Origin of the sequence: Bradyrhizobium sp. AT1 (assembly GCF_001590795.1) — a bacterium.
In the GTDB taxonomy this organism is placed as follows: domain Bacteria; phylum Pseudomonadota; class Alphaproteobacteria; order Rhizobiales; family Xanthobacteraceae; genus Bradyrhizobium.
Genome location: NZ_JXDL01000001.1, coordinates 5,998,158 through 6,024,527, shown reverse-complemented (window position 1 = coordinate 6,024,527; position 26,370 = coordinate 5,998,158). Strand labels below are relative to the sequence as shown.

The following is a 26,370-nucleotide window of genomic DNA, read 5'->3' as shown; positions in this document are numbered from 1 at the left end:
AAGGGATGATCTGATCAGTCGGCCTGGCTGAGCGAGGCGACGGGCATCCGCTTCGGCGCGCCGCGCGGGCCCTCGCTGCGGCTGAGCATTTCCTTGAGATAGGCGACGTTGGCCGCGGCCTGGTCCGGCGGCAGATCTGCCTTCACGATGGTCTCGGCCTCCGCAAAGCGGCCCTGAAGACCGACGACGAGGCCGAGATTCTGCCTCACACGCGTGCTCGCGCGCGGCGAGGCGTAGGCCTGCCGCAGCACCTCTTCGGCCTTCGGAAGATCTCTCGACAACATGTAGGACAGGCCGAGATTGGAGAGCACGCCGGGATCGCCCGGCGCGATTTTGAGCGCGCTCGCGTAATAGGAACGGGCTTCCTCGTGACGGCCCATCTGGTCCAGCGCAGTGCCCTGCACCGAGAGCAGGCGCCAGTCGGGATTGTCGGGCGAATGCGCTTTCGACAGGACGTCGTAGGCCTGCTGGAAATTGCCGTTGTCGGCGAGGGCGCGGCCGTACAGGGCGAGCAGGGCCTTGTTGCCGGGATTGGCAATGGTCGCCTGCTCGAGCACGGCGGCGGCCTGGGCGCGCTGGCCGTTGGCGCGCAAGGCCTGACCATAGGCAAGCGCGGCGTCAGCGTCCTTGGGATTAGCGCGGTAGCGTTCGCCATAGACCTCGACGGCACGCACCGGATCGGCGGGTGCGCGATCGGTGAGAGGTGCCTCCGCCCGTGGGCCGCCGACCGAGCCCGTCACTTCGGAGAGTTTCGACATGGCCGTGCAGCCGCCGAGGCCCATGGCCAATGCCGCGGCCACCGAGGTGGACGCAAGAAGCCTGGCAGGACTGAACCGTTGACGCATGACGCCTTGACTCTCGAGCCGATTGATCGAGCCGAACGCGCCAGCAATAGACTGTTAACCCTAACGGCGGGTTAACGCCGCTTCCCGGCCCCAACCTCCCACTGTGACGTCTGCGGCGGCGCCTCACCGCCGAGATCCAGCTCGAGGCCGAGCACCCTCAGCCGTTCGTTCAGGTCGCGCAGCAATTGCCGCCTTTGCAGCGCCGGCTGCCGAGCATCGACACCCGCGCCGGACAGCCTCGGCAGCTGGCGCAGGAAATCATCACGGTTGATCGAACGCCTGCGGTTGAGCTCATGGAGCTGCGCGCGGTCGACGCCGAGCACGCCGGCGGATTGCGCGATCAATCGATCGAGAAGCGCTCTCACCGCGGACAAAGCGTCGATATCGGACCTCGGCCCGGACCTCGCGAGCTTGCCTTCGAGGTCCGTCCAGGCATGAGACGAGACGACGTAAGTGTAGAACGCGCTTGCCCAGTCCGGCTGGGCTTCATCATAGAAGCCGCGACGCATGAACAACCGGGAGGCGATCACTGCGACCTGATCCCACTTCACTTGAGCGCATGAGGCGATCTCGATCGCCGACTGGACCGCCGGATCACGGGAAAAGTCCCGCCCTGCCGGCAGCCTGATGATCCCGTCCGGCAGGTTCGAATCGAGCAGCCTGAAAGCGACATCCTTGCGCGGCCTGGAATAGCGTGCGATCGCGAACTGGTGCTCCGTGCGGCCGGCATGGGACGTGGGACCGAAATGGATGATGTTGAAGCCGGCATCGTCGCCGGCCTGCCCGGTCGAGGATGGACAGGAGAGCACGTAGATCGTGCGCCAGAACGCTTCGCCGCTCGCGCTCGAGGTCGCGCGCGGATCGGGGATGGAATAACGGGTCAGCCCCTCGACATGCCGGTGACCGTGCAGCACCAGATTGACGTTGAGGGAGGTCGCCGCCTCCAGAAAGGTTCCGGGCGCTGCCAGATACATCAGCGGCTCGTCGGGCACGCCGAGAAAGCGCTTTCCTTCTCCCGTCGCCTGCGGCAGCGGATGATGATGCAGGGCCAGCACGCGCACCAGGTTTTCTGCCGGTTCGGCATAGCCGGCACGCCCCGCAGAACCCGTGCTGCCCGCGAGCTCGACGCTCAGCCGGGCGGAATCCGCGACCATCGCCTTGTACGCGCCCTCATCGATATGGCCGCTTGCAAGCGTCGTCAGGCTTGCGCGGTTGGAATCCAGCAGCACGAGGTCGAGACCGGCCTGCCGGTAATAGACGCTCTTCGAGGTCCGCGGCAGATGCAGGTAATCATAGACGTCGTGACGGCCGGTCCGCTGGCTCGGCCGCTTGACGTCGTGATTGCCGGCAACGGCCTGGATGTCCGTAAACAGTCCGGTCTGTCGGAAGGACCCGATGACGGCCAGCGCTTCGTCGAGCGCGCGCGGCGTCGGATCGTCTACAAGATCCCCCGTGATCAGCAGGATGCGATCGGGAACATCGGCAAGGTCCGCCATCCTCTCGCGGAGAGCGGCCCTGAGCGCCTCGATCGTCGCAAGCAGCCGGCCAGAGCCGTCCAGATGCAGATCGGAAATCTGCGCAATGACGAACGATCTATCCATTTTGCGCCGCTCATTTGCGAATGCTGCGCCGCCCAAACGATGCGAGAAATGCGTCGACGAACAGATTCAGGCCGGTCGCAGCCCGCTCGAGAAGCCCGCTCTCGATGCGCGCGACACAATCTAAAATATCAGCCGATAATGCCACAACCGCGACGCCAGTAAAGCCCGGCGACAGCGCTCGCGTGAACGGCAGTTCTCAACACGAGATACGAGACCTGCCATACAACGGTTTCGTCTTGCCCGATCAATATTCGATGGCAAGCCGCTTGCGGATTTCATCGATGCGCTTGTCCAGCGCATCGAACCGCGCGTGGACGGAGCGGTCGTGGAGATAGAAGACGTAACCGCCGGCAAGGAGCGCGAAGATCCAATGGTGGTGCTCGACATAGCCGAAAATCGCCTCAACGGCCTGGCCGATGAATGTGACCACGCTCCACACGAATTCCATTGCACTTCCTCCCGGCGCGCTTTGTCGTCGGCCGCCCGATTTCCATCCCTGGCGGCCGTTGCCGGAACCTAGCATAGCCCCCTTGCCGCGAGTAGCGGCTCGCCGAACGGTGACAGCAAAGCCGATTGCAGCGGCGGCCAAACTCTGCGAAGTCTCGTCCGTTCGTATGACCCGTTTGATCTGACGATCGGGACCCGCCAATGCCTTCTGTCTTCGAGACGTCGTCCACCGCCATCCCGATCACCTTCGTCACCAAATCAAGCTGGGATCAGGTCGCCGAGACGCTGCCGCCGCCGCAGCGCCTGTTCGCGACGGCCTGCGCCTTCAGCGCCAAGCCGGGCGCCTATCTGGCCCTGCCCGCACCCGACGGCGCCATTGCGCAGGTGCTGTTCGGCATCGAGGACGAGGGCGCAAGATCGCGCGACCTGTTCCGGCCTGGCGCCCTGCCGGGGTTGCTGCCAGCGGGCACTTATCGCTTTGCCAACGCACCACACGATGCGCGGCTGGCCGCGCTCTCTTTTGCTCTGGGGTGCTACCGCTTCGCGCGCTACCGCAAGGCTGACAGGCCCGACGTCCGGCTGCTGCCGCCCGACGGCGTCGATGCAACCGAGATCGAGCGGATCGCCGATGCCGCAATGCTGGCGCGCGACCTCATCAACACGCCGTCCAACGATATGGGGCCGGCGGAGCTCGCCGCTGCCGCGCAAGCACTCGCCGCCGAATTCGGGGCAAGCTATACCTGCACCATCGGCGAGGAGCTGGAGAAGAATTTCCCGCTGATCCACGCCGTCGGCATGGCCTCCAACCGCGCGCCGCGGCTGATCGACATCGGCTGGGGCGACCTTGACCATCCCAAGGTGACCCTGGTCGGCAAGGGCGTCTGCTTCGACACCGGCGGGCTTGACCTGAAGCCGTCGAGCGGCATGCTGATCATGAAGAAGGACATGGGCGGCGCCGCCAACGTGCTGGCGCTCGCGCGCATGGTGATGGACGCGAAGCTGAAGGTGCGGCTGCGCGTGCTGATCCCGGCCGTGGAAAACGCGGTCGCCGGCAATGCCTTCCGCCCACTCGATATCTTCACCTCGCGCAAGGGCATCACGGTCGAGATCGGCAACACCGATGCGGAAGGCCGCCTGGTGCTCGCCGACGCGCTGGCGCTCGCAGACGAGGAGAAGCCCGACCTGTTGATCGATCTGGGCACGCTGACCGGCGCAGCCCGCGTTGCGCTGGGGCCGGATCTGCCGCCCTTCTACACCAATGACGATGCCCTCGCCGCTGACGTCGCGCGCTGCGCGGTGAAGGAGAACGATCCGTTGTGGCGCATGCCGCTGTGGCCGCCTTACGATTCCTGGCTGGACTCCAAGACGGCCACCATCACCAACGCACCGTCCGGCGGCTTTGCCGGCTCGATCACTTGCGCGCTGTTCCTGCAACGCTTCGTCGAGCACGCCGGGAGCTGGCTGCATGTCGACATCTACGGCTGGACGCCGTCGGCGAAGCCGGCGCGACCGGAGGGCGGCGAGTGCCAGGCCGCGCGCGCCATCTACACCTTGCTGAGCGAGCGCTATGCATGATCCGCGAATAACACCGGCGCGAGGCGACCTCGCCGCGAAATACCTCGAAGGCAAGGTTGAGGCGGATCGCTTCGTCACCGGCGAGGAATTCGAGGTGATCGAGCCCGTCGCACCGGTGCGCGAGCAACCGTCGTCGAACGCGATGCTGATGACGGAGGCGCTGCGCGGCGAACGCTTCACCATCTACGACCGCAATGGCGAGGGCTGGGCCTGGGGCCAGCTCAATGGCGACGGCTATGTCGGCTGGCTGCCGGAAGCGGCGCTGGCAAAACCTTCGGCGGTTCCAACACACGTGGTCAGCGCGCTCAGGACGTTTGCCTTCCCCGGTCCCTCGATCAAGCTGCCGCCGGCCGAGACGCTCGTGATGGGATCCAGGCTCGCGGTGGCGCGCGAGGACGGCAGCTTCGCCGTGACGCGCGACGGCCAATATCTGCCGAAGTCCCATCTCGCGCCGCTCGACCATCGCGAGCCGGATTTCGTCACCGTCGCCGAACGCTTCGTCGGCACGCCTTATCTATGGGGCGGCAAGAGCAGTTTTGGCATCGATTGCTCCGGCCTCGTCCAGGTCTCGCTGACATCAGCGGGGATCGGTTGCCCACGCGACAGCGACATGCAGCTGGCGGGGCTCGGCCGCGCCCTGGAGCCGCATGAGCAACGCGGCTTGCAGCGCGGTGATCTGATCTTCTGGAAGGGCCATGTCGCCATCGTTCGCGACGCCAGCACCATGGTTCACGCCAACGCGCATCACATGGCGACCGCGATCGAGCCGATCGAGCCGGCCACAGCGCGGATCAAAGCGGCCGGCAGCGAAATTATCGCGATCAAGCGGCTCTGACGGCGCTTATGTCGCCACCGACCCGTTGCCCGCCGTCTCCAGCCGGAACGCCGCCGCGAACAGCGCCCGCGTGTAATCCGTCTTCGGGGACTTGAACAGCTCGGCGGCCTGGCCTTCTTCGACCACCTTACCGCCGCGCATCACGATCAGGTGGCTCGCGAGCGAGGCGACGACGCGAAGATCGTGCGAGATGAACATGTAGGTGAGGTCACGCTTGCGCTGCAGCTCACGCAGCAGATCGACCATCTGCGCCTGGAACAGCATGTCGAGCGCGCTGGTCGGCTCGTCCAGCACGACGAAATCCGGCTCCAGCACCACCGCGCGTGCGATCGAGATGCGCTGGCGCTGGCCGCCAGAGAATTCATGGGGATAGCGATAGCGGGTGTCCGGCTTCAGCCCGACGTCTTCAAGCGCCTTGACGACGCGCGCCTCGCGCTCCTCGCGCGACAGCTTCGGCTGATGCACGGAAAGCCCTTCGGCGATGATGTCGGCGACCGACATGCGCGGTGAGAGCGAGCCGAACGGATCCTGGAACACGATCTGCATGTCGCGCCGGAACGGGCGCATCTCCTTGAAGCGCAGACCCTGGATGTCTTGTCCGAGGAATACGATGCGCCCGTTCGAGGAGATCAGCCGCAACAGCGCCAGCCCCAGCGTGGTCTTGCCCGAGCCGGATTCGCCGACGACGCCGAGCGTCTCGCCCTTGCGCACGGCGATGCTGACGCCGTCGACCGCCTTGATGTGGCCAACCGTCTTGCGCATCAGGCCGCGCTTGATCGGAAACCAGACTTTCAAATCATCGGCCGACATCACCACCGGCGCGTCCGGCTGCGGCGGTGCCGGATCCGGCTTCGGCTCGGCTGCGAGCAAATCGCGCGTATAGGGATGCTTCGGAGACCTGAAGACCTGCTCGACCGGGCCTTGCTCGACGATCTCACCGCTCTTCATGACGCAGACGGTATCGGCGATGCGGCGCACGATGCCGAGGTCGTGGGTGATGAAGAGCAGGCTCATGCCGAGCCGCGAGCGAATCTCGGCGAGCAGCGCCAGGATCTGCGCCTGCACGGTGACGTCGAGCGCCGTCGTCGGCTCGTCCGCGATCAACAGATCCGGCTCGTTGGCAAGTGCCATCGCAATCATCACGCGCTGGCGCTGACCGCCGGAGAGCTGATGCGGATAGCTGTTCAGCCGCGTCTCCGGCTCGGGGATGCCGACCTGCGTCAATAGCTCCAGCGTCCGCTTGCGCGCCTGCGCATTGCTGGTCGGATTGTGCAGCTGGATGATCTCGCCGATCTGCGCCTCGATCGTGTGCAGCGGATTGAGCGAGGTCATCGGCTCCTGGAAGATGATGGAGATGTCGCTGCCGCGGATTTCCCGCATCTGCTGCTCGGAGCGGTCGATCAGCTCCTGCCCCTTGAAGCGGATGCTGCCCGAGGGGTGCGAGGCGTTCGGATAAGGCAGCAGCTTGAGGATCGAGAGTGCGCTGACCGACTTGCCGGAGCCGGATTCGCCGACCAGCGCCAGGCATTCGCCGCGCTTGATCTGGAACGAGACCTTGTCGACCGCGAGCGTGGTGGCACCACCCTGGTGGAAGGCCACCGAGAGATCGCGCACGCTGAGCAGGGGCTGGTTGATCGCGTCCATGGACTTACCTGAAGGTCTTGCGCGGATCGAAGGCATCGCGCACCGCTTCGCCGATGAAGATCAGGAGCGACAGCATGATCGCGACCGAGAAGAATCCGGAGAAGCCGAGCCAGGGGGCCTGCACATTGGATTTGGCCTGGGACAGCAATTCGCCGAGCGAAGGCGATCCCGGCGGCAGGCCGAAGCCCAGGAAATCCAGCGCCGTCAAAGTCATCACCGAACTCGACACGATGAAGGGCAGGAACGTCATGGTCGCCACCATCGCGTTCGGCAGCAAATGGCGGAACATGATGACCGCATTGGAAACGCCGAGCGCCCGCGCCGCCTGGATATATTCGAAGTTGCGCCCGCGCAGAAATTCGGCGCGCACGAGACCGACCAGCGAGACCCAGGAGAACAGCAGGAGGATACCGAGCAGCACGAAGAAACCGGGCACCAGGACCGAAGACAAGATCAGGAGAAGATAGAGCGAGGGGATCGCCGTCCAGATCTCGATGAAACGCTGGAAGATGAGGTCGACCCGCCCGCCGAAATAGCCCTGCACCGCGCCCGCGGCGATGCCGACGACGGACGAGACGATGGTGAGGCAAAGACCGAACAACACAGAGATGCGGAAGCCATAGATCAGCCGCGCGACCACGTCGCGGCCCTGATCATCGGTCCCGAGCCAGTTATATTCGAGATCGCGGCAGCTCTTCAGCCCCTTCTTCTCCACCACTGGCTGGCACTGTTTCTCCGTCAGCATCCAGGTCGGCGGCGACGGCGCCGGCGTCGGCAGGTCGAGATTGTGGGTGTCGTAGGAATAGCGGATCAGCGGCCAGACGATGATGCCGCTCTTGTCCTTGATCAGCTTCTGCAAATAGGGATCGCGATAGTCGGCTGCGGTCTCGAAGTCGCCGCCGAAGGTGGTCTCCGAATAGGTCACGAAGGCGGGCCAGTAGAGACGGCCGTCGAACTTGATCAGGAAGGGTCGATCGTTGGCGATCAGCTCGGCGAACAGCGAGATCACGAACAGCGCGATGAAGATCCAGAACGACCAGTAGCCGCGGCGATTGGCCTTGAAGTTCTGCCACCGCCGCTTGTTGAGCGGTGACGGCGCGAACGGCTTGCGCGTGATCGGAACGACCTCGCCCAGTGGAGCCTGGGTCGTGGTCTCGATCGGTGTCGGGGCGGTGATCGTCATCAGACCTCCCGCGCTTCGAAATCGATCCGGGGGTCGATCCACATATAGGTCAGGTCGGAGACCAGATTGATCACGAGGCCGACCAGCGAAAAGATGTAGAGGGTGCCGAACACCACGGGATAGTCGCGGTTGAGCACGCTCTCGAAGCTGAGCAGCCCGAGCCCATCCAGCGAGAAGATGGTCTCGATCAGAAGCGAACCCGAAAAGAAGGCATGAATGAAGGTGCTGGGAAAGCCTGCGATCACGATCAGCATCGCATTGCGGAAGACGTGCCCATAAAGCACCCGGTTCTCGCTACAGCCCTTCGCGCGCGCGGTCATCACGTACTGCTTGCGGATTTCGTCCAGGAACGAGTTCTTGGTCAGAAACGTCATGGTGGTGAACGCACCGAGCCCCATGGCGATCAGCGGCAGCGTCAGATGCCAGAAGTAATCGATGATCTTCCAGTACCAGGGGAACTGCGACCAGCCGTCCGAGGTCAGTCCGCGCAACGGGAACCAGTTGAAGAAGGAGCCGCCGGCAAACAGGATGATGAGGAGAATTGCGAACAGGAAGCCGGGAATCGCATAGCCGAGCACGAGCACGGTCGACGTCCAGGTGTCGAAGCGTGTGCCGTCCTTCACCGCCTTGCGGATGCCGAGCGGGATCGAGATCAGATAGGTCAGGAGCGTCAGCCACAGGCCGAGCGAGATCGAGACCGGCAGCTTCTCCTTGATGAGCTGCAGCACGCTGACGTCGCGGAAATAGCTCTTGCCGAAATCGAAGCGGGCGAAATTCCAGACCATCAGGGCAAAGCGCTCCGGTGCCGGCTTGTCGAAGCCGAACTGCTTTTCCAGCTTTTTGATGAAGTCGGGATCAAGGCCCTGCGCGCCGCGATATTTCGAGTTGATGGCGTCGCCGCCCGCCCCCAACTGCCCCGGCGCACGCTGCGCAAAATCGCCACCGCCGGAAATGCGCGAGCTGCCGCCGGTGTCGGCCCCCGACAGCTGCGCGATCACGCGCTCGACCGGGCCGCCCGGCGCGAACTGCACGACGATGAAGGAGACGAAGAGGATTCCGAGCAGCGTCGGGATCATCAGGAGGATGCGGCGGGCGATATAGGCGCTCATGATTATTTCGCCTGATCGAGTTTGGCGGCCTTGGCGGGTTCATGCCACCAGATGTCTGGCGCGCCGACACCGTTGGCATAGCGCGGCAACTTCTGCGGATGGCCGAACTGATCCCAATAGGCCAGCCGGTGCGTCTTGTTGTACCATTGCGGCACCCAATAACGGCCGGCGCGGAACAGGCGATCGAAGGCGCGGCAAGCCACGGTCAATTCCTCGCGGCTGTCGGCCGCCATGATCTTCTCGATCATGGCGTCGATGGCCGGGCTAGCGACGCCCGCGAGATTGTACGAGCCCTTGGTGTTCGCGACCTGCGACGAGAAGAACGCGCGCATGGCATCGCCCGGTGTCGCCGACATGCTGAAACGCTGGATCGTCATGTCGAAGTCGAAATCTTCCTGGCGCGCCTTGTACTGCACTGCATCGACGAGCCGGATGTTGGCCTCGATGCCCAGCGTCCCCAAATTCTTGATATAGGGCGCGTGGTGCGGCTGGAACGAGGGCTCGTCCAGCAGGAATTCGATGCGGAATACCTCACCGTTCGGCAGGACACGCTTGCCGTCCTTGATCGGCACACCGGCCTCGGTCAGCAATTGCTGCGCCTTGCGCAGCAGGGTGCGATCCTGTCCGGATCCGTCCGTGGTCGGCGGCGAGAAAGGCGCTGCGAACACCTCGTCGGGGACTTGGCCCCGGAACGGCTCGAGCAGCTTCAGCTCTTCCGGCGAGGGCGGCGCATTGCCCGCCATGAGGTCCGAATTCTGGAACGGCGACACCGTGCGGGCATAGGCGCCGTACATGATGGTCTTGTTGGTCCATTCGAAGTCGAAAGCATCGATCAGGGCCTCGCGCACGCGCGGATCCCTGAACTTCTCGCGTCGCGTGTTGATGAACCAGCCCTGCGCGCCGGACGGCGTGTCGTCGGGCACGATTTCGAGCTTGACGCGCCCTTCCTTGACCGCGGCGAAATCATAGCGCGTCGCCCAGATGCGCGAGGTGAACTCCTCGCGGTAGAGATAGTTCTTGCCGGTGAACCCCTCGAAGGCGACGTCGCGATCGCGATAGAACTCGTACCGCACGACATCGAAATTATAGGTGCCGCGGCAGGGCGGCAGATCGGCCGCCCACCAGTCCTTGACCCGTTCATACTCGATGTAGCGGTTAACCTCGAACTTGCCGACCTTGTACGGACCCGAGCCCAGCGGGATCTCCAGAGACGATTCATCGAACGGGCGAGAGGCATAGTAGGCCTTCGAGAAGATCGGCAGGCTTGCGGCATAGAGCGGCACGTCGCGCGCCCGTCCCTTGGCAAAGGTGACGACGAGCGTTGCGTCGTCGACTGCTTCCGCACTGACCATGTCGCGCAGCTGCACCAGGATCAGGGGATGTCCCTTGGTCTTCAGCGCCGTCAGCGAAAACGCCGCATCATGCGCGGTGAGCCTGGTGCCATCGTGGAATTTCGCCTCGGGCCGCATCTTGAAGCGATAGACCAGCTTGTCGGGCGATATCTGCACGGATTTGGCGGCAAGCCCGTACATCGCGTCGGGCTCGTCGTTCGCGCGCACCATCAGCGGCGCGAAGGTCATGTCCATGCCTTGCGCGCCATCGCCCTTCAGGATGAAGGCGTTGAGCGAATTGAAGGTCTGGTAGGACTGGTTGTAGGCGCGCACCGACGGGATCAGCGAGAACGTGCCGCCCTTCGGCGCATCGACCTTGACGTAGTCGAAATGGTGGAAGTCGGCGGGATATTTGAGATCGCCGAAGGCCGAAATGCCGTGCGCTTCGGTCCCCGCTTCCGATGCCCGCGCGCTGCGCGACAGGACGACGCCGAGCGCACCGCCGGCACCCAGGACCAATACATGCCGGCGTGAAAGTTGCGCCATGCGCGATTGCTTCCTCAAGAGCGTTTTCCGACGCGCGCCGCCTTGTCCGCGTCGTACCACCACAGCACCGGCAGGCCAGACCGGCCGTATTTCGGGAGCGGCTCAGCATGGCTGAAGCGGTCCCAGCGAGCGTAGCGCGCGAACGGATAGGTGAACTGGGGCACCACGTAGAAATTCCAGAGCAGCACCCGGTCGAGCGCGCGCGTGGCAGCGACAAGACCTGGGCGATTCTTGGCGAAGATCACCCTCTCGATCAGGGCATCGACGGCCGGATTCTTGATACCGATGGTATTGCGCGCGCCGGGTACATCCGCCGTCGCCGAGCTCCAATATTCACGCTGCTCGTTGCCGGGCGAGAGTGACTCGCCCCACTGGTCAATGATCATGTCAAAGTCGAAACTGCGCAGACGGTTCTGATACTGCGCATCATCGACTATACGAACCGACGTATTGACGCCGATACGCTCCAGCGACGGCTTGTAGAACAGCGCGATACGCTCGGATGAGGGATCCTGCACCAGGATTTCGACTGTCAGAACCTTGCCCGACGCATCGACCAGCTTGTGGTCCCGCACCTCGAAACCGGCCTCCTTCAGCAGCTTTGCCGCTTCGCGCAGATTGGCACGCACGGCCTCGGGATTGCCGCCGACCGGATTCTGGTAAGGCGTGGTGAAGACTTCCGGCGGGACCTTGTCCTTTACGGTCTCGAGGATCTGCAGTTCCTCGCCCTCGGGCAAGCCAGTCGCGGCGAGGTCCGTGCCTTCGAAATAGCTGTTGATGCGCTTGTACTGACTGAAGAACAGCTGCTTGTTCATCTCCTCGAAGTCGAAGGCATAATTGAAGGCGCGGCGCACCCGCGCGTCCTTGAATTGATTGCGCCTGTTGTTGACCACGAAGGCCTGCATGCGACCGGAATCGTTGATCGGAAACTCCTCCTTGATCACCCGCTTCTCCACAACCGCGGGGAAGCCATATCCCGTCGCCCATTGCTTGGCGGAGTTTTCCGCGATCCAGTCGGCTTGGTCGGCCTTGAAGGCTTCCAGCGCCACGGTGTTGTCGCGGAAGAACTCGAAGCGCAGCTCATCGAAATTGTTCTGGCCGATCTGGCTCGGAAGATTGGCGCCCCAATAGTCCTTGACTCGCTCCAGCTTGACCGAACGTCCGGCCACGAATTCCTTGATCCGGTACGGTCCGGAGCCGAGCGGGATCTCCAGCGTGGTCGAACTGACGTCGCGCTTGCGGCCCTGCGCGTCGGCGCCTTCCCACCAATGTTTCGGCAGCACGGTCAGTTCGCCGACGATGGTCGGCAATTCGCGGTTGCCCGGCCCGTCGAAGCTGAACTTGACGTCACGCTCGCCGACCTTCTCCGCCTTGGTCACGTGGCGATAGTAGGACGCGTACATCGGGCTATGCTGCTTGAACGTCTCCAGCGAGAAAACGACGTCCTCGGGCGTCACCGGCTTGCCGTCGTGCCAGCGGGCTTCCTTGCGCAAGCGATAAACCACCCAGGAAAAGTCGTCCGGATGCTGGGCCGCTTCGGCGAGTTCGCCGTACTCGGTCGCGACCTCATCCTGCGCCCGGGTCATCAGGGTCTCGTAGATCATCGCCGCTGCCGGGGCGAGCGAGCCCTTGATACCAGCGACCGCGAGATTGAAATTGTCGAACGTCCCAATCGAGATCAGGCGGGCGATACCGCCCTTGGGCGCATCGGGATTGACGTAGTCGAAGCGTTTGAAATCGGAGGGGTACTTGATGTCGCCGAACAGCGACAGCGCATGACGCCAAGGCAGTTCGTTGGCCGATTGCGCCTGCGCCGCGCCGACGACGGGAACACCCGCCACAAAACCGAGGGTGGGAAGCGCTGCTGCAGCAGTGCCGGTGAGCAGGAGATCGCGTCGGGTAATGGCCAAATCAACATCCCTGTCTTGAAGGAGGCTACTCCTTTAAGTTCCCAATATAGGCGAGGTTTCGACCGAATATGTTGCTTTTTCCTCATCTTGGAAGGCCGGACCGCCTGTCAGATGCGGCCAAACGCCCCGATAAATTCACCGGGAGGTCCGGATAGCGAAACGGCCAGGCTTTTCAGCCCGGCCGTGTCGTCCAAAACAGGGATTTTGACGCCTCTACTTCGACGCGGTCGGCAGCGGCTGCGGATGCTCCGACAGCGAGTTCAGATAGGCAATGACGTCAGCGCGCTCGGAATCCTTCTGAATACCGGCGAAGCCCATCGCGGTGCCCGGGATGAAGCCCTTCGGATTGGCGATGAACTTGTTGAGGTCATCGAACGTCCAGGTGCCGCCCTTGCCCTTCATGGCTGCGGAGAAGTTGAAGCCACCACGGCCCTCACCCCTCTTCTCGCCGACGACGCCATAGAGATTCGGACCGACGCGATTAGGGCCGCCCTTCTCGAAGGTATGGCAGGCGCCGCACTTCTTGGCAGCGGCAGCGCCCTTCTCGACGGACGCGGTCTGGAGCAGCTTTTCGATCGGCTCGGCAGCCGCGGCGGCAGCGCCGCCTTCCTTGCCGTGGCCGGCATCTTCCTTCACGGCGATCTCGAAGCCCGGCTTTTCCGGCATCTTGGGCGAGAACAGCGCATTCGCGGTGAAGCTCGTCACCAGCAGAAGGAGACAGGTGCCGAGCACGGCACCGAGAATTTTATTGAGTTCGAAAGAGTCCATTTCCGGCCAGGCCCCACACCGCGAGAAGGATCGAGCGGCCGGGCGGCCGCCAGGACGAGCCTCGGGAGAATCAATCGTTCCCTATCGTTTCCCCGAGTTTTGCCATTGAGATATCGGTTTGCCCGGGGTCTGGCAACCCGTATAAGCGACCCGGCTTTCGACCCGTCCCCACGCCATTTCCCGGCGCGGAAAACGCTCCGTTTTCAGGCCCTTGACCCCGAGAACTTGACCGCAAGAACTTGACCTCATGATCGATCCTCGCATCCTGGTGCTGATCCCGGCCCGCATGGCCGCCACCCGCCTGCCCGGCAAGCCGCTCGCCGATATCGCGGGCCAACCGATGATCGTGCATGTGCTGCGCCGCGCCGAGGCCGCCGGCATCGGCCGGGTCGCGGTCGCAACCGATACGCCGGAGATCGCCTCCGTCGTCACCGCCCATGGCGGCGAGGCCGTGATGACGCGCGCCGACCACCCCTCCGGCTCGGACCGCATCCACGAGGCCATGCAGAAGCTCGATCCCGAAGGCAAGGCGGAGATCGTGATCAACCTCCAGGGTGATTTTCCGACGATCACGCCGGCCACCATCCGCGAGGTGCTGCCACCCTTTACCGATCCGGTGGTCGACATCGTGACGCTGGCCTCGCAGATCCACACCGAGGAGGAGGATCTCGCGCCGAGCGTCGTGAAGGCCATCGGCTCGCCGATCGGGCCTCGGCGGCTGCGGGCACTATATTTCACGCGCGCCACCGCGCCTTACGGCAACGGACCGCGTTACCACCATATCGGCCTCTATGCGTACCGCCGCGCGGCACTGGAGCGGTTCGTTGCGCTGCCGCCTTCGCCGCTGGAGCGTCAGGAGAGCCTGGAGCAGCTCCGGGCAGTGGAGGCCGGCATGCGCATCGACATCATGATCGTCGACAGCGTGCCCCGCGGCGTCGACACGCCGCCAGATCTCGAAACCGCGCGCAGCATCCTTTCCAAATCCTGAGCCGCTGTTACAAGGCCGACCCAGGAGCACTTTTAAGACATGAGCAAGATGAAGATCGCATTCCAGGGCGAGCCCGGAGCCAATTCCCACATCGCCATCGTCGAGGCCTATCCCGACGCCGAGCCGATGCCCTGCGCCACCTTCGAGGATGCGCTGTCCGCGATCTCGTCGGGCGAGGCCGATCTCGGCATGATCCCGATCGAGAACTCGGTCGCCGGTCGCGTCGCCGACATCCATCATCTCCTGCCGGCCTCCGGTCTCTTCATCATCGGCGAATGGTTCTTGCCGGTTCGGCATCAGCTGATGGCGGTGAAGGGCACCAAGCTCGACGACATCAAGAGCGTCGAGAGCCATGTGCATGCGCTCGGCCAGTGCCGCCGCATCATCCGCAAGCTCGGCATCAAGCCGATCGTGCACGCCGACACCGCCGGCAGCGCCCGCGACATCTCCGAGCGCAAGGACAAGACCGTGGCCGCGATCGCCTCGCGCCTCGCCGCCAAGATCTACGGCCTCGACATCCTCGCCGAGGACATCGAGGACGAGGCGCACAACACCACGCGCTTCGTGGTGCTGGCGCGCGAGCCGAAATGGGCGGCGCAGGGCTCCGGCCCGCTGGTCACGACGTTCGTCTTCCGGGTGCGCAATCTGCCGGCCGCGCTCTACAAGGCGCTCGGCGGCTTCGCCACCAACGGCGTCAACATGACCAAGCTCGAAAGCTACATGGTCGACGGCAATTTCTTCGCCACGCAGTTTTATGCCGACGTCGATGGCCACCCCGAGGACAAGGGCCTCGCTTTCGCCATCGAGGAGCTGAAATTCTTCTCGCGCGAATTCCGCATCGTCGGCGTCTATCCGGGCCACCCCTTCCGCGCGACGTTCAGCGAATCGCAGCAGGATTAGTCGCGTGTCCCGGACGCGCGAAGCGCGAGCCGGGACCCAGGAGCGGCAATACTCATAGGCGCGATGGGCCCCGGCTCAGCAGCGCACCGCCGAAGAGGCGCTGCGCTGCGTCCGGGGCACGAGAAATTCTAAGTGGCTGCTTTGAGCCCGAACGCCTCCGCCAGCAGCGAATACGACTTCTTTCGCGCCTCGTGATCGTACACCGCGGTGATCACCATCACCTCGTCCGGCTTGCTCGCATCGATCAGCGGCTGCAGCTTCTTTTGCACCGTGGCGGGATTGCCGACGAACAGGCGGGAACGGTTGCGCAGGATCGAGGTGCGCTCGGAGTCGGTATAGGGATAGGCCAGCGCCTCCTCGACACTCGGTAGCGGCAGATACTGGCCGCGGTCACGGCGCAGGCGGTTGAGATCGAACGAAGAGGCGAGCCTTTCGGCCTCTTCATCAGTATCGGCCGCGATGGCGGCGACCGCGAGGATCGCGTGCGGGCTCGCACGCCAGGCCGAGGGCTGGAAGCGATCGCGGTAATGCACCATCGCGTCGACCGCATCGTGGGACGCGAAATGATGGGCGAAAGCGAAGCCCATGCCGACTTGCGCCGCCAGCTCCGAGGAATAATCGCTGGAGCCGAGCAACCAGATCGGCGGCAGCTTGGTGTCGTCGGGCATGGCGACGACGTTGTTATAAGGATGCCCTGCAGGGAATTCGCGGGTCTCCCATAAAATGAGTTCGTGCAGCCGCTCCAGGAAATCGTCGCCTTCACGGCGGTCGAGACGGCTGCGCAGCGCGTAAGCCGTCGCGCCGTCGGTGCCGGGCGCGCGGCCGAGCCCGAGATCGATGCGGCCAGGAAACAGTGCCTCCAGCATCTTGAAGCGCTCGGCGACCACCAGCGGCGCATGGTTGGGCAGCATCACGCCGCCGGAGCCGACCCGGATATGCTTCGTCACCGCCGCGATCTGGCCGATCATGACATCGGGCGCGGGGCTGGCGACCGAGGCGAGATTGTGATGCTCGGCGAGCCAGTAACGGACATAGCCGAGCCCGTCGACATGGCGCGCCAGGTCGATGCTGTTACGCAGCGCCGCGGCGGGCTTGGTGCCTGATGTGACGACGGAGAGGTCGAGGACGGAGAGAGGGATCATGGCGGCTCAAGGTAACGGAGGGCCGCGCGGCGACAATGGGTCGGCTGCGCAGACCTGAGGTGTGCCGAACCACGAGCGGGAGCGGCCGGCTGAAGCGACCTGATGGGCCAATTAACGTCTAGATAACACCCACACCGCCCTGCCCACTACTGTCAGCCCTCCCCAAATCTCGCACAACTTGTCTAAAATACTGATATTCTTTGATTTTACTTGAAGCTGCGATGTCCCACCCAGATCTGAATATGACCAGTAATTCCAGTATTTCTGGCGTAAGTGGGCCATTTCCCATCTTGGATGGGCTGTCGGTCAACCCGTCTTTAGCCTATCTTGTGCACAAGCGAGACCTGACCGCGGGCCGCCAAAATCTGGAGTGAGTGGTGCCATGACCGATCTGACGAGATCTGCCCGAGCCGACGGGCAAGACGGGCACCCTGCGATCTCCTTCGAGTTCTTTCCGCCCAAGACGGAAGATATGGAGCGCAATCTCTGGGAGACCATCAACCGGCTGGCCCCGCTCGACCCGAAATTCGTCTCGGTGACCTATGGCGCCGGCGGCTCGACCCGCGAGCGTACCCATTCCACCATTGCCCGTATCCTGAAAGAGACCGCGCTGCTGCCGGCCGCGCATCTGACCTGCGTCGGCGCCTCGCGCGGCGAGATCGACGAGATCGTCGACCGCTACCACGAGGTCGGCGTCCGCCACATCGTGGCCCTGCGCGGCGATCCCGCCGGCGGCATCGGCACGCCCTATGCGAGCCATCCGGACGGCTATCAGAGCTCGGCCGAGCTCGTCGCCGGGATCAAGAAGCGGCATGCCGACATCGAGGTGTCGGTCTCGGCCTATCCCGAGAAGCACCCCGAGGCGCGCGACTTCGATGATGATATCGACACGCTCCAGGCCAAGGTGGACGCCGGCGCAAGCCGCGCGATCACCCAGGTGTTCTTCGATAACGACCTTTACTTCCGCTATCTCGACCGCGTGCGCGCGCGTGGGATCAACATCCCGATCGTGCCGGGCATCATGCCCATGCACAATTTCAAGCAGGCGCGCAATTTCGTCACCCGTGCCGGCACCACCGTGCCGGACTGGTTCGCCGCGAAATTCGAAGGCCTCGACGAAGATGCCGAAACGCGGAAACTGGTGGCCGCGACCGTCGCAGCCGGCCAGGTGCAGAAATTGGCAAAACACGGCGTCGACACCTTCCATTTTTACACCATGAACCGCGCCGATCTCGTATTCGCGATCAGCCATTTGCTCGGCATTCGCGCCAAGAGCGCGCAGAAGGCGGCGTAAGACAACATGACCGTATCTACCTCTCCCAAGCGAACCGCCCTGCTCAACGCCGCGCGCGAGCGCATCCTGGTGCTCGACGGCGCCATGGGCACGATGATCCAGAACCTGCAGTTCGACGAGAAAGCCTTCCGCGGCGAGCGCTTCAAGAACTTCCATCGCGACCTGCGCGGCAACAACGATTTGCTGATCCTGACCCAGCCGCAGGCGATCGAGGACATCCACGCCGCCTATTTGCGCGCCGGCGCCGACATCGTCGCCACCAACACCTTCTCGACGACATCGATCGCGCAGGCCGATTACGACCTCACCGACATTGTGTATGAAATGGCGCGCGAAGGCGCCCGCCTCGCCGGCAATGCTGCGCGCCGCGTCGAGGCCGAGGACGGCAAGCCGCGCTTCGTCGCCGGCGCCATCGGCCCGACCAACCGCACCGCGTCGATCTCGCCTGATGTGTCCAATCCCGGCTACCGCGCCGTCACCTTCGACGATCTGCGCAAATCCTATGGCGAGCAGATCCGTGGCATGCTCGACGGCGGCGTCGATCTCCTGCTGGTCGAGACCATCTTCGACACGCTGAACGCCAAGGCGGCGCTCTATGCGATCGCCGAGATCACCGAGGAGCGTGGCATCGACATGCCCGTGATGGTCTCGGGCACCATCACCGACAAGTCCGGCCGCCTGCTCTCGGGCCAGATGCCGGAGGCGTTCTGGAATTCGGTGCGGCACGCAAAGCCCGTCACCATCGGATTCAACTGCGCGCTCGGCGCCGAAGATCTGCGCGCCCATATCGCCGACATCGGCCGCGTCGCCGATACGCTGGTCTGCGCCTATCCGAACGCCGGCCTGCCCAACGAATTCGGCCAGTATGACGAGACGCCCGAATACATGGCGCGCCTGGTCGGCGAGTTCGCCCGCGACGGCCTCGTCAACATCGTCGGCGGCTGCTGCGGCACCACGCCGGAGCATATCGCGGCGATTGCCGCCGCCGTTGCCCCGCACAAGCCGCGCATCGTGCCCGAGATCGAACCGCGCCTGAAACTCTCCGGCCTCGAGCCATTCATTCTGACCGACGCCATTCCCTTCGTGAACGTCGGCGAGCGCACCAACGTCACGGGATCGGCCCGCTTCCGCAAGCTGATCACGGCCGGCGACTACACCGCGGCTCTCCAGGTCGCGCGCGACCAGGTCGAGAACGGCGCACAGATCATCGACGTCAACATGGACGAGGGCCTGCTCGATTCCGAAGCCGCGATGGTGACCTTCCTCAACCTCGTCGCCGCCGAGCCCGACATCGCCCGCGTCCCCGTGATGGTGGACTCCTCGAAATTCTCGGTGATCGAAGCCGGCCTGAAATGCGTGCAGGGCAAGCCGGTCGTCAATTCGATCTCCATGAAGGAGGGCGAGGAGAAGTTCATCCACGAGGCCAAGATCGCCCGCCGCCACGGCGCGGCGGTGGTCGTGATGGCGTTCGACGAGGTCGGCCAGGCCGACACGTTCGCGCGCAAGACCGAAATCTGCAAGCGGGCCTACGACATCCTGGTGAACAAGGTCGGCTTCCCGCCCGAGGACATCATCTTCGATCCCAACGTGTTCGCGATCGCGACCGGCATCGAGGAGCACAACAATTACGGCGTCGACTTCATCGAGGCGACGCGCTGGATCCGCCAGAACCTGCCGGGCGCACATATCTCGGGCGGCGTCTCCAACCTCTCGTTCTCGTTCCGCGGCAACGAGCCGGTGCGCGAGGCCATGCACTCGGTGTTCCTGTATCACGCCATCAAGGCCGGCATGGACATGGGCATCGTCAATGCCGGGCAGATGATCGTCTATGACGACATCGATGCCGAGCTGCGTCAGGTGTGCGAGGACGTCGTCCTCAATCGCGATCCGGGCGCATCCGAGCGTCTGCTGGCGCTGGCCGAGAAGTTCCGCGGCAACAAGACCCAGACCAAGGAAGCTGACCTGGCCTGGCGCGAATGGCCGGTGGAGAAGCGGCTGTCGCATTCGCTGGTGCACGGCATCACCGAATTCATCGAGCAGGACACCGAGGAAGCCCGCAAGACGTCCTCGCGCCCGCTCGACGTCATCGAAGGCCCGCTGATGGCCGGCATGAACGTGGTCGGCGACCTCTTCGGCGACGGCAAGATGTTCCTGCCGCAGGTGGTGAAATCCGCCCGCGTGATGAAGCAGGCGGTGGCCTGGCTGATGCCGTTCATGGAGGAAGAGAAGGCGCGCAACCTTGCGAACGGCATCGGCACCGAGGGCTCCTCGTCCGCCGGCAAGATCGTGCTCGCGACCGTCAAGGGCGACGTCCACGACATCGGCAAGAACATCGTCGGCATCGTGCTCCAGTGCAACAATTTCGAGGTCATCGACCTCGGCGTCATGGTGCCCGCCGCCAAGATCGTCGAGACCGTGAAGGCGGAGAAGGCCGACATCGTCGGTCTCTCCGGCCTGATCACGCCCTCGCTCGACGAGATGGCGTTCTTCGCCGGCGAATTGCAGCGCGAAGGCCTCAAGCTGCCGCTCTTGATCGGCGGCGCCACCACGAGCCGCGTGCACACGGCGGTGAAGATCGACCCGAGCTATCGCGCCGGTCCCGTCGTCCACGTCAACGACGCCAGCCGCGCCGTCGGCGTTGCGTCATCGCTGCTCTCGCCCGAGAAGCGCGAGGCCTATGCCGCCGAGGTGCGCGCCGAATACGCAAAAATCTCGGACGCGCATCTGCGCGCGCAGGCCGACAAGAAGCGGCTGAAGCTGGCCGCCGCCCGCGCCAACCGCGTGCCGGTCGATTTCACCGCAAACAAGCCGGTGAAGCCGACCTTCCTCGGCATCAAGAGTTTTGACGATTACGATCTCGCCGAGCTCGTCGACTGCATCGACTGGACGCCGTTCTTCCAGACCTGGGAGCTCGCGGGGCGCTTCCCCGCCATCCTCGACGATGCCAAGGTCGGCGAGGTCGCGCGCTCGCTCTATGACGACGCACGCAAGATGCTCGACACCATCGTCAAGGAAAAGTGGTTCCGGGCGCGCGCGACGATCGGCTTCTGGCCTGCGAACGCCGAAGGCGACGACATCGCGCTCTATGCCGACGAGAGCCGCACGAAGAAGATCGCGACGCTGCACACGCTGCGCCAGCAGCTCGAGAAGCGCGAGGGCCGCTTCAACGCCGCGCTGGCCGACTTCGTCGCGCCTGCCGGCGTGCCCGACTATGTCGGCGGCTTCGTCGTCACGGCGGGCATCGGCGAGGACGCCGTCGCCGACCGCTTCAAGATGGCCAATGACGATTACTCCTCGATCCTTTGCAAGGCGCTGGCCGACCGTCTCGCCGAGGCCTTCGCCGAGCGCATGCATGCCCGCGTACGCCGCGAGTTCTGGGCCTATGCGCCGGACGAGGCGCTCTCGACCGAGGACCTGATCCTGGAGAAGTACCAGGGCATCCGCCCCGCGCCGGGCTATCCCGCCCAGCCTGACCACACCGAAAAGGCGACACTGTTCGAGCTGCTCGACGCCGAGAACACGGCCGGCGTGAAGCTGACGGAGAGCTTTGCGATGTGGCCTGGCTCGAGCGTATCGGGGCTCTATTTCGCGAACCCCGAGAGCTATTATTTCGGCGTCGGCAAGATCGAGCGCGATCAGGTCGAGGACTATGCCGCGCGCAAGGGCATGAGCGTGGCGGAGACCGAGCGCTGGCTCGCGCCGGTGCTGAACTACATCCCGTCGCAACAGGACAAGGCCTTCGCGGCAATGCCGGCGAATGATGAGACCCCGGCGGACCTCGCCTCGCATCCGCCGGGCTGCACCTGCGCGGTGCATCTGGTCTGGCAGAAGAAGCGCGCGGGCGCGGGATAGGCCCGCCTGCCCAAACAAAAAATGCGAAAACAACCCCATGCACAGTAGAATGGGGTTGAAAAGATTGAGTGATTTCGGGCGCGTCGGAGCCGTGTTTGCGGCGTCGGGCAAAACAGGGGTAGTATTGCATTATCGCTCGTCGCGTCAGGGGCGTGCTCCCCGGATGCGAGTGCCGCTCATCTCTTGCAACACGCGCGCAGCCCATCCTCCCCTGGAGGGGGAGGATCGGTTCGCATGCAGCGAAGCGAAATGCGAATCGAGGTGGGGTGACGGTCCCTCAACATCCGACGCTGCCCGTGTTGAAAGATCACCCCACCCCGCTCGCGCTTCGCGCGATCGACCCTCCCCCTCCAGGGGAGGGTAACGTGTGCCTCACCCCTTCGGCGGGGCCAGCGGCTGTACGATCTCCCTGAACGGCGCCAAGGCCTCGCAGCGGTCGGCGTGGGCCGCGAGCGCCGGATAGCGCGCGGCGTCGAACAGCTGCGGATGCGCCTCGCGGGTAAAGCGGACGACGCAGGCCACCGCGACGTCGGCGTGGCCGATGCGCTCACCCAGCCAATACGGCGTCGTCACCTTGGCGCGCTCGGCCTCGAGGACCTTCAGGACGTCGCCGATCTGCGCCTGGCAGCGCTCGACCCACAGCGCGAGCTGCTCCTTCCGCAGCACGCGCTCGTAGAGCAGGCTGACAGCCTTGTCGCCGAGGCCGGACGCGAGCGCGCAGATGCGCAAATGCCTGCGCCGTTCCGCGCCGCCGCGCGGCAGCATCGCCGTGTCTGCGCCCACGAGTTCATCGAGATAGTCGAGGATGACCATGCTCTCGATCAGCGCTTCGCCATCGTCGAGCACCAGCGTCGGCACGCGGCGCAACGGATTGTAGGCCGCGATCTTGTCGGCATCGCCGAAGGTCGACCACGGTCTGTGCTCGAAGGCGAGCCCGTAAAGCCTGAGCGCAATCGCGACACGGCGGACGAAGGGGGAATCATATTGGCCGATCAGGAACATGGTCTTCTCTCGCTCGTCATGGCCGGGCTTGACCCGGCCACCCATCTCGCTTCAGACTAGAGTTTGATGGATGCCCGGATCAAGTCCGGGCATGACCATCTGAGCGGAAAGACACGCATGACGCGGCGATTAGCGACGCTGGCATTTGGACTCTGCCTGCTCGCCGCAGGCTCCGCCCGCGCGCAGGATCGCCCGATCGGCTTCCAGACCCCGTCAAAGAACATCGCCTGCCAGTTCTTCACCGATAATGGTCAGGGCCTGCTCCGCTGCGACATCATGAACCTGGAAAGCCGCCCGCGCCGGCCCGCCGATTGCGAGCTCGACTATGGCCACGCCTTCGAGATGAGCGCGAAGGGCGCCGCAGGGCGCATCTGCGCCGGCGACACAGTAATAGATCCGTCGCTGCCGGTGCTCGCCTATGGCGAGGTATGGCAGCGCGGCGGATTCACCTGCCGGTCGGAGCAGACGGGGCTGACGTGCTTCAATGCGATGCAGCGCGGATTTTCCCTGGCAAGAGGGAAGCAGGAAGTTTTTTAAGGGTCACCCGCATAGAGCGCAGCCGAATGTGGGGACTGTGGCCCCGGATGTCGCTCCACTCATCCGGCCTACGATGGCGCCCCGCATTGATATTGCGATTCGAAAAGCAACGGCTGCGCCCACACCGTCGTTGCGAGCGTAGCGAAGCAATTCAGAGTCCTTCCGCCGCGACAATCTGGATTGCTTCGTCGCGAGTGCTCCTCGCAATGACGGTGAGGATATAGTCGCGTACTACTCGATGATCGGCACATGCTTCGCCGCCGTCCGCGGTGCCGTCCCATCGAGGCGCGGATCGTCGGCGATTTCGATCTGGCGGCGGAAGGGGCGGAAGCCGGAGCGCTGGTAGAAGGCGACGGCGGAGGGATGGTCGTGGGTGCAGGTGTGGACCCAGACGCGGCGGACGTCGCGTGACCAGGTGCGCTCCAGCGCGCGGTTCATCAGGAAGCGGGCGGCGCCGGTGCCGATCAGGCCAGAGGTGACGCCGAAATAGGCCAGCTCGCACTGGCCGGGCTCACGGAAGTCGAGCTCGAGCAGGCCTTCGTCGCGGCCGTCTGCGACCAGTGCATAGACCTCGATATCAGGCGCGTGGATGATTGCTGCGAGCTCGGTGTCGCTCATGCGGGCGCGCGAGAACCATAGCCAGTCCTCGCCGACGCGGCGGAAGAGATCGCGGTACCAATCAAGCGCGGGCGCATCGATCTTGCGCATCGACCATGCGCCGGGCGGATCGTCGCGACGCGCGGGAGGCGCGGTCATTTCCAGATGGGTGACGACGGCGGCGATCTTGCCGGCGGGGACGTCGGAATAGCCGTCGGGGAGGATCATGGTTGGTTGCTCTGCTTCATTCCGAGAAATGCCAGAACTGGCGCCACACATTCCGTTGTCGTCCCGGACAAGCGAGCGTAGCGAGCGCTGATCCGGGACCCATAACCCCAGGGAGTGGTTTGGCGAAGACTCTGAGTGCGGTACTGCTACCGCCGCTTCTGGATAGATCACGCGGTATGGGTCCCTGCGTTCGCAGGGACGACCCGGCGAGAGAGCCCCGGCTCCCGGCTCCCGGCCTACCCCTCTCCCTCGTCACTCGCCAGCACGCCCTTCACCGCGCGCGCCCAGCCCGCCAGCTTCCGCTCGCGCGTGGCCTGGCTCATGTTCGGCTTGAAGCGGTGCTCGAGGCGCCAATTGTCGGCGAACTTCGTCGGCTCGGGATAGACGCCGGCGTTGAGGCCGGCGAGGTAGGCGGCCCCTAAGGCCGTAGTTTCCTGGATCACGGGGCGGTCGACCGGGGCATCGAGCAGATCGGCGAGGCGCTGCATGGTCCAGTCCGACGCCGTCATGCCGCCGTCGACGCGCAGCACGACGCTGGCGGTTTCCGAGCTCGGCCAATCGGCGCGCATCGCGGCCCAGAGATCGAAGGTCTGGTAGCAGACGCTTTCCAGTGCGGCGTGGGCGAGCTCGGCGGGGCCGGTGTTGCGGGTGAGGCCGAACAGCGCGCCGCGCACGCGCGGATTCCAATAGGGCGCGCCCATGCCGACGAAAGCCGGGACGAGATAGACGCTCTGCATGGAGTCGGACTGATCGGCGAGCGGGCCGGTTTCCGCGGCGTGCTTGATGATGCCGAGGCCGTCGCGCAGCCATTGCACCGCTGAGCCCGCCACGAAGATCGATCCTTCCAGCGCGTAGGTGCGTTTTCCGTCGAGCTGATAGGCAACGGTGGTGAGCAGCTTGTTCTTGGAGACAACAGGCGTGGTGCCGGTGTTGAGCAGCGCAAAGCATCCGGTGCCGTAGGTCGACTTCATCATGCCCGGGCGGAAGCAGGCCTGGCCGATGGTCGCGGCCTGCTGGTCGCCGGCGATGCCGGAGATGGCGATGGCGCCGCCGAACAGATCGGGCGTGCTCTCGCCGAAGCGGGCGGAGGAATCCTTCACCTCGGGCAGCATCGAGCGCGGCACGCCGATGATCTCCAGGAGCTCGTCGTCCCACTGGCCGGTGTGGATGTTGAACAGCAGCGTGCGCGAGGCGTTGGTGGCGTCGGTGGCGTGCACCTTGCCGCCGGTGAGACGCCAGAGCAGGTAGCAATCGACGGTGCCGAACATCAACTCGCCGCGCGCGGCGCGGGCACGGGCGCCAGGGACGTGGTCGAGGATCCAGGCGACCTTGGTGCCGGAAAAATAGGGATCGATGATCAGGCCGGTCTTCTGCGAGATCACGCCCTCGCGGCCGTCTGCCTTGAGCTTGGCGCAGATGTCGGCGGTGCGGCGGTCCTGCCAGACGATGGCGCGATGCACGGCCTGGCCGGTGGCGCGGTCCCACACCACGGTGGTCTCGCGCTGGTTGGTGATGCCGATCGCAGCGATGTCCTTTGCGCCGATGCCGGCCTGCTCGATCGCCTCGCGGCAGACCATCACGGTCGAAGTCCAGATGTCCTCCGGCTCGTGCTCCACCCAGCCCGATGCCGGAAAATGCTGCGGGAATTCCTGCTGCGCTTTGGCAGCAATCGAAATATCGCCGCGGAACACGATCGCGCGCGAGGAGGTGGTGCCCTGGTCGATGGCAAGGACGAAAGACATGGCGGCGAATCCTGGCGTTTATCTCGGTGTTTTCCGGTGAGGGCTCATTGTGTCGCGCCAAAGAAACGGGATTGCCAGCGCGAGGTCAAGGCGCTCTTCCTTACCCTCCCCTGGAGGGGGAGGGTCGGCTCATATGGAGCGCAGCGGAATGTGAGACGGGGTGGGGTGACGGTCTCTCCACAGCCAACAGTGCCCGTGGGGAGAGATCACCCCACCCCGTCACGCAATCTCGCTTTCGCTCGATCGCGTGCCGACCCTCCCCCTCCAGGGGAGGGTAAGAAAGAGCACGGCTCG

The 26,370-nt window shown here is 64.4% G+C and carries 20 protein-coding genes; 7 read left to right on the top strand and 13 right to left on the bottom strand.

The genetic code is table 11. The features are described from left to right. Positions 1–14 precede the first annotated feature (14 nt). The 3 genes from SE92_RS27900 to SE92_RS37480 all read right to left on the bottom strand — a co-directional run bounded on the left by SE92_RS27900 (position 15) and on the right by SE92_RS37480 (position 2,894). A complete protein-coding gene (locus SE92_RS27900) occupies positions 15–845 on the bottom strand; it encodes a tetratricopeptide repeat protein (protein ID WP_063200730.1) in 831 nt (276 codons plus the stop codon). A gap of 71 nt (positions 846–916) precedes the next feature. After that, a complete protein-coding gene (locus SE92_RS27895) occupies positions 917–2,446 on the bottom strand; it encodes a metallophosphoesterase family protein (RefSeq protein ID WP_063200727.1) in 1,530 nt (509 codons plus the stop codon). Between the two features lie 244 nt (positions 2,447–2,690). Continuing rightward, the gene (locus SE92_RS37480) at positions 2,691–2,894 is read right to left on the bottom strand and encodes a hypothetical protein (RefSeq protein ID WP_063200724.1); all 204 of its coding nucleotides are present in this window, start codon (positions 2,892–2,894) and stop codon (positions 2,691–2,693) included. 200 nt (positions 2,895–3,094) lie between these two features. Here SE92_RS37480 and SE92_RS27885 point away from each other — a divergent pair, with 200 nt between their 5' ends. Both SE92_RS27885 and SE92_RS27880 read left to right on the top strand, forming a co-directional pair. Beyond that, the gene (locus tag SE92_RS27885; RefSeq protein WP_063200721.1) at positions 3,095–4,468 is read left to right on the top strand and encodes a leucyl aminopeptidase family protein; all 1,374 of its coding nucleotides are present in this window, start codon (positions 3,095–3,097) and stop codon (positions 4,466–4,468) included. Continuing rightward, positions 4,461–5,303 (top strand): C40 family peptidase, encoded by an 843-nt coding sequence (locus SE92_RS27880; protein WP_063200718.1) that lies wholly within the window; start codon positions 4,461–4,463, stop codon positions 5,301–5,303. Before SE92_RS27885 ends, SE92_RS27880 begins: the two co-directional genes overlap by 8 nt. A 6-nt stretch (positions 5,304–5,309) precedes the next feature. Here the strand turns inward: SE92_RS27880 and SE92_RS27875 are convergent, their stop codons facing one another. The 6 genes from SE92_RS27875 to SE92_RS27850 all read right to left on the bottom strand — a co-directional run bounded on the left by SE92_RS27875 (position 5,310) and on the right by SE92_RS27850 (position 13,794). After that, the gene (locus tag SE92_RS27875) at positions 5,310–6,947 is read right to left on the bottom strand and encodes an ABC transporter ATP-binding protein (protein ID WP_063200715.1); all 1,638 of its coding nucleotides are present in this window, start codon (positions 6,945–6,947) and stop codon (positions 5,310–5,312) included. Between the two features lie 4 nt (positions 6,948–6,951). Then, the gene (locus SE92_RS27870) at positions 6,952–8,130 is read right to left on the bottom strand and encodes an ABC transporter permease (protein WP_063200712.1); all 1,179 of its coding nucleotides are present in this window, start codon (positions 8,128–8,130) and stop codon (positions 6,952–6,954) included. Next, positions 8,130–9,239, bottom strand: coding sequence for a microcin C ABC transporter permease YejB (locus tag SE92_RS27865; RefSeq protein ID WP_063200709.1), 1,110 nt, complete (start codon positions 9,237–9,239; stop codon positions 8,130–8,132). Before SE92_RS27865 ends, SE92_RS27870 begins: the two co-directional genes overlap by 1 nt. Before the next feature lie 2 nt (positions 9,240–9,241). Continuing rightward, positions 9,242–11,116, bottom strand: a complete 1,875-nt coding sequence (locus SE92_RS27860; protein WP_063200705.1) for an extracellular solute-binding protein — start codon at positions 11,114–11,116, stop codon at positions 9,242–9,244. A gap of 14 nt (positions 11,117–11,130) precedes the next feature. Continuing rightward, positions 11,131–13,026, bottom strand: a complete 1,896-nt coding sequence (locus tag SE92_RS27855) for an extracellular solute-binding protein (RefSeq protein WP_063200702.1) — start codon at positions 13,024–13,026, stop codon at positions 11,131–11,133. Positions 13,027–13,239: 213 nt separating this feature from the next. Then, positions 13,240–13,794, bottom strand: coding sequence for a c-type cytochrome (locus SE92_RS27850; RefSeq protein WP_063200699.1), 555 nt, complete (start codon positions 13,792–13,794; stop codon positions 13,240–13,242). 247 nt (positions 13,795–14,041) lie between these two features. On the opposite strand from SE92_RS27850, the gene SE92_RS27845 reads away from it, so the two are divergent. Further along, complete coding sequence (locus SE92_RS27845; RefSeq protein WP_063200696.1) at positions 14,042–14,782, top strand: 3-deoxy-manno-octulosonate cytidylyltransferase; 741 nt, start codon at positions 14,042–14,044, stop codon at positions 14,780–14,782. Positions 14,783–14,821: 39 nt separating this feature from the next. Further along, positions 14,822–15,682, top strand: coding sequence for a prephenate dehydratase (locus tag SE92_RS27840; RefSeq protein ID WP_063200694.1), 861 nt, complete (start codon positions 14,822–14,824; stop codon positions 15,680–15,682). Positions 15,683–15,810: 128 nt separating this feature from the next. On the opposite strand, the gene SE92_RS27835 is transcribed toward SE92_RS27840, so the two are convergent. After that, positions 15,811–16,824 carry an LLM class flavin-dependent oxidoreductase gene (locus SE92_RS27835; protein ID WP_063200692.1) on the bottom strand — a complete coding sequence of 338 codons (1,014 nt, stop codon included), beginning with the start codon at positions 16,822–16,824 and terminating at the stop codon, positions 15,811–15,813. A 382-nt stretch (positions 16,825–17,206) separates the two neighbouring features. On the opposite strand from SE92_RS27835, the gene metF reads away from it, so the two are divergent. Then, positions 17,207–18,118 carry a methylenetetrahydrofolate reductase [NAD(P)H] gene (gene metF / locus SE92_RS27830; protein WP_063200689.1) on the top strand — a complete coding sequence of 304 codons (912 nt, stop codon included), beginning with the start codon at positions 17,207–17,209 and terminating at the stop codon, positions 18,116–18,118. A gap of 6 nt (positions 18,119–18,124) precedes the next feature. Continuing rightward, entirely contained in the window at positions 18,125–21,970 is a 3,846-nt protein-coding gene (gene metH, locus SE92_RS27825) for a methionine synthase (RefSeq protein ID WP_063200686.1), read from the top strand. Between the two features lie 372 nt (positions 21,971–22,342). On the opposite strand, the gene SE92_RS27820 is transcribed toward metH, so the two are convergent. Further along, positions 22,343–22,972, bottom strand: coding sequence for a glutathione S-transferase family protein (locus SE92_RS27820; protein WP_063203799.1), 630 nt, complete (start codon positions 22,970–22,972; stop codon positions 22,343–22,345). 66 nt (positions 22,973–23,038) lie between these two features. Between SE92_RS27820 and SE92_RS27815 the strand changes: the two genes are divergently transcribed. Further along, positions 23,039–23,509, top strand: coding sequence for a DUF6636 domain-containing protein (locus SE92_RS27815; RefSeq protein ID WP_245324727.1), 471 nt, complete (start codon positions 23,039–23,041; stop codon positions 23,507–23,509). Between the two features lie 231 nt (positions 23,510–23,740). Here the strand turns inward: SE92_RS27815 and SE92_RS27810 are convergent, their stop codons facing one another. Continuing rightward, positions 23,741–24,334, bottom strand: coding sequence for a GNAT family N-acetyltransferase (locus tag SE92_RS27810; protein ID WP_063200682.1), 594 nt, complete (start codon positions 24,332–24,334; stop codon positions 23,741–23,743). A gap of 236 nt (positions 24,335–24,570) precedes the next feature. After that, on the bottom strand, positions 24,571–26,076 hold the full coding sequence (gene glpK / locus SE92_RS27805; protein ID WP_063200679.1) for a glycerol kinase GlpK: 1,506 nt from the start codon (positions 26,074–26,076) through the stop codon (positions 24,571–24,573). Positions 26,077–26,370: the final 294 nt, after the last annotated feature.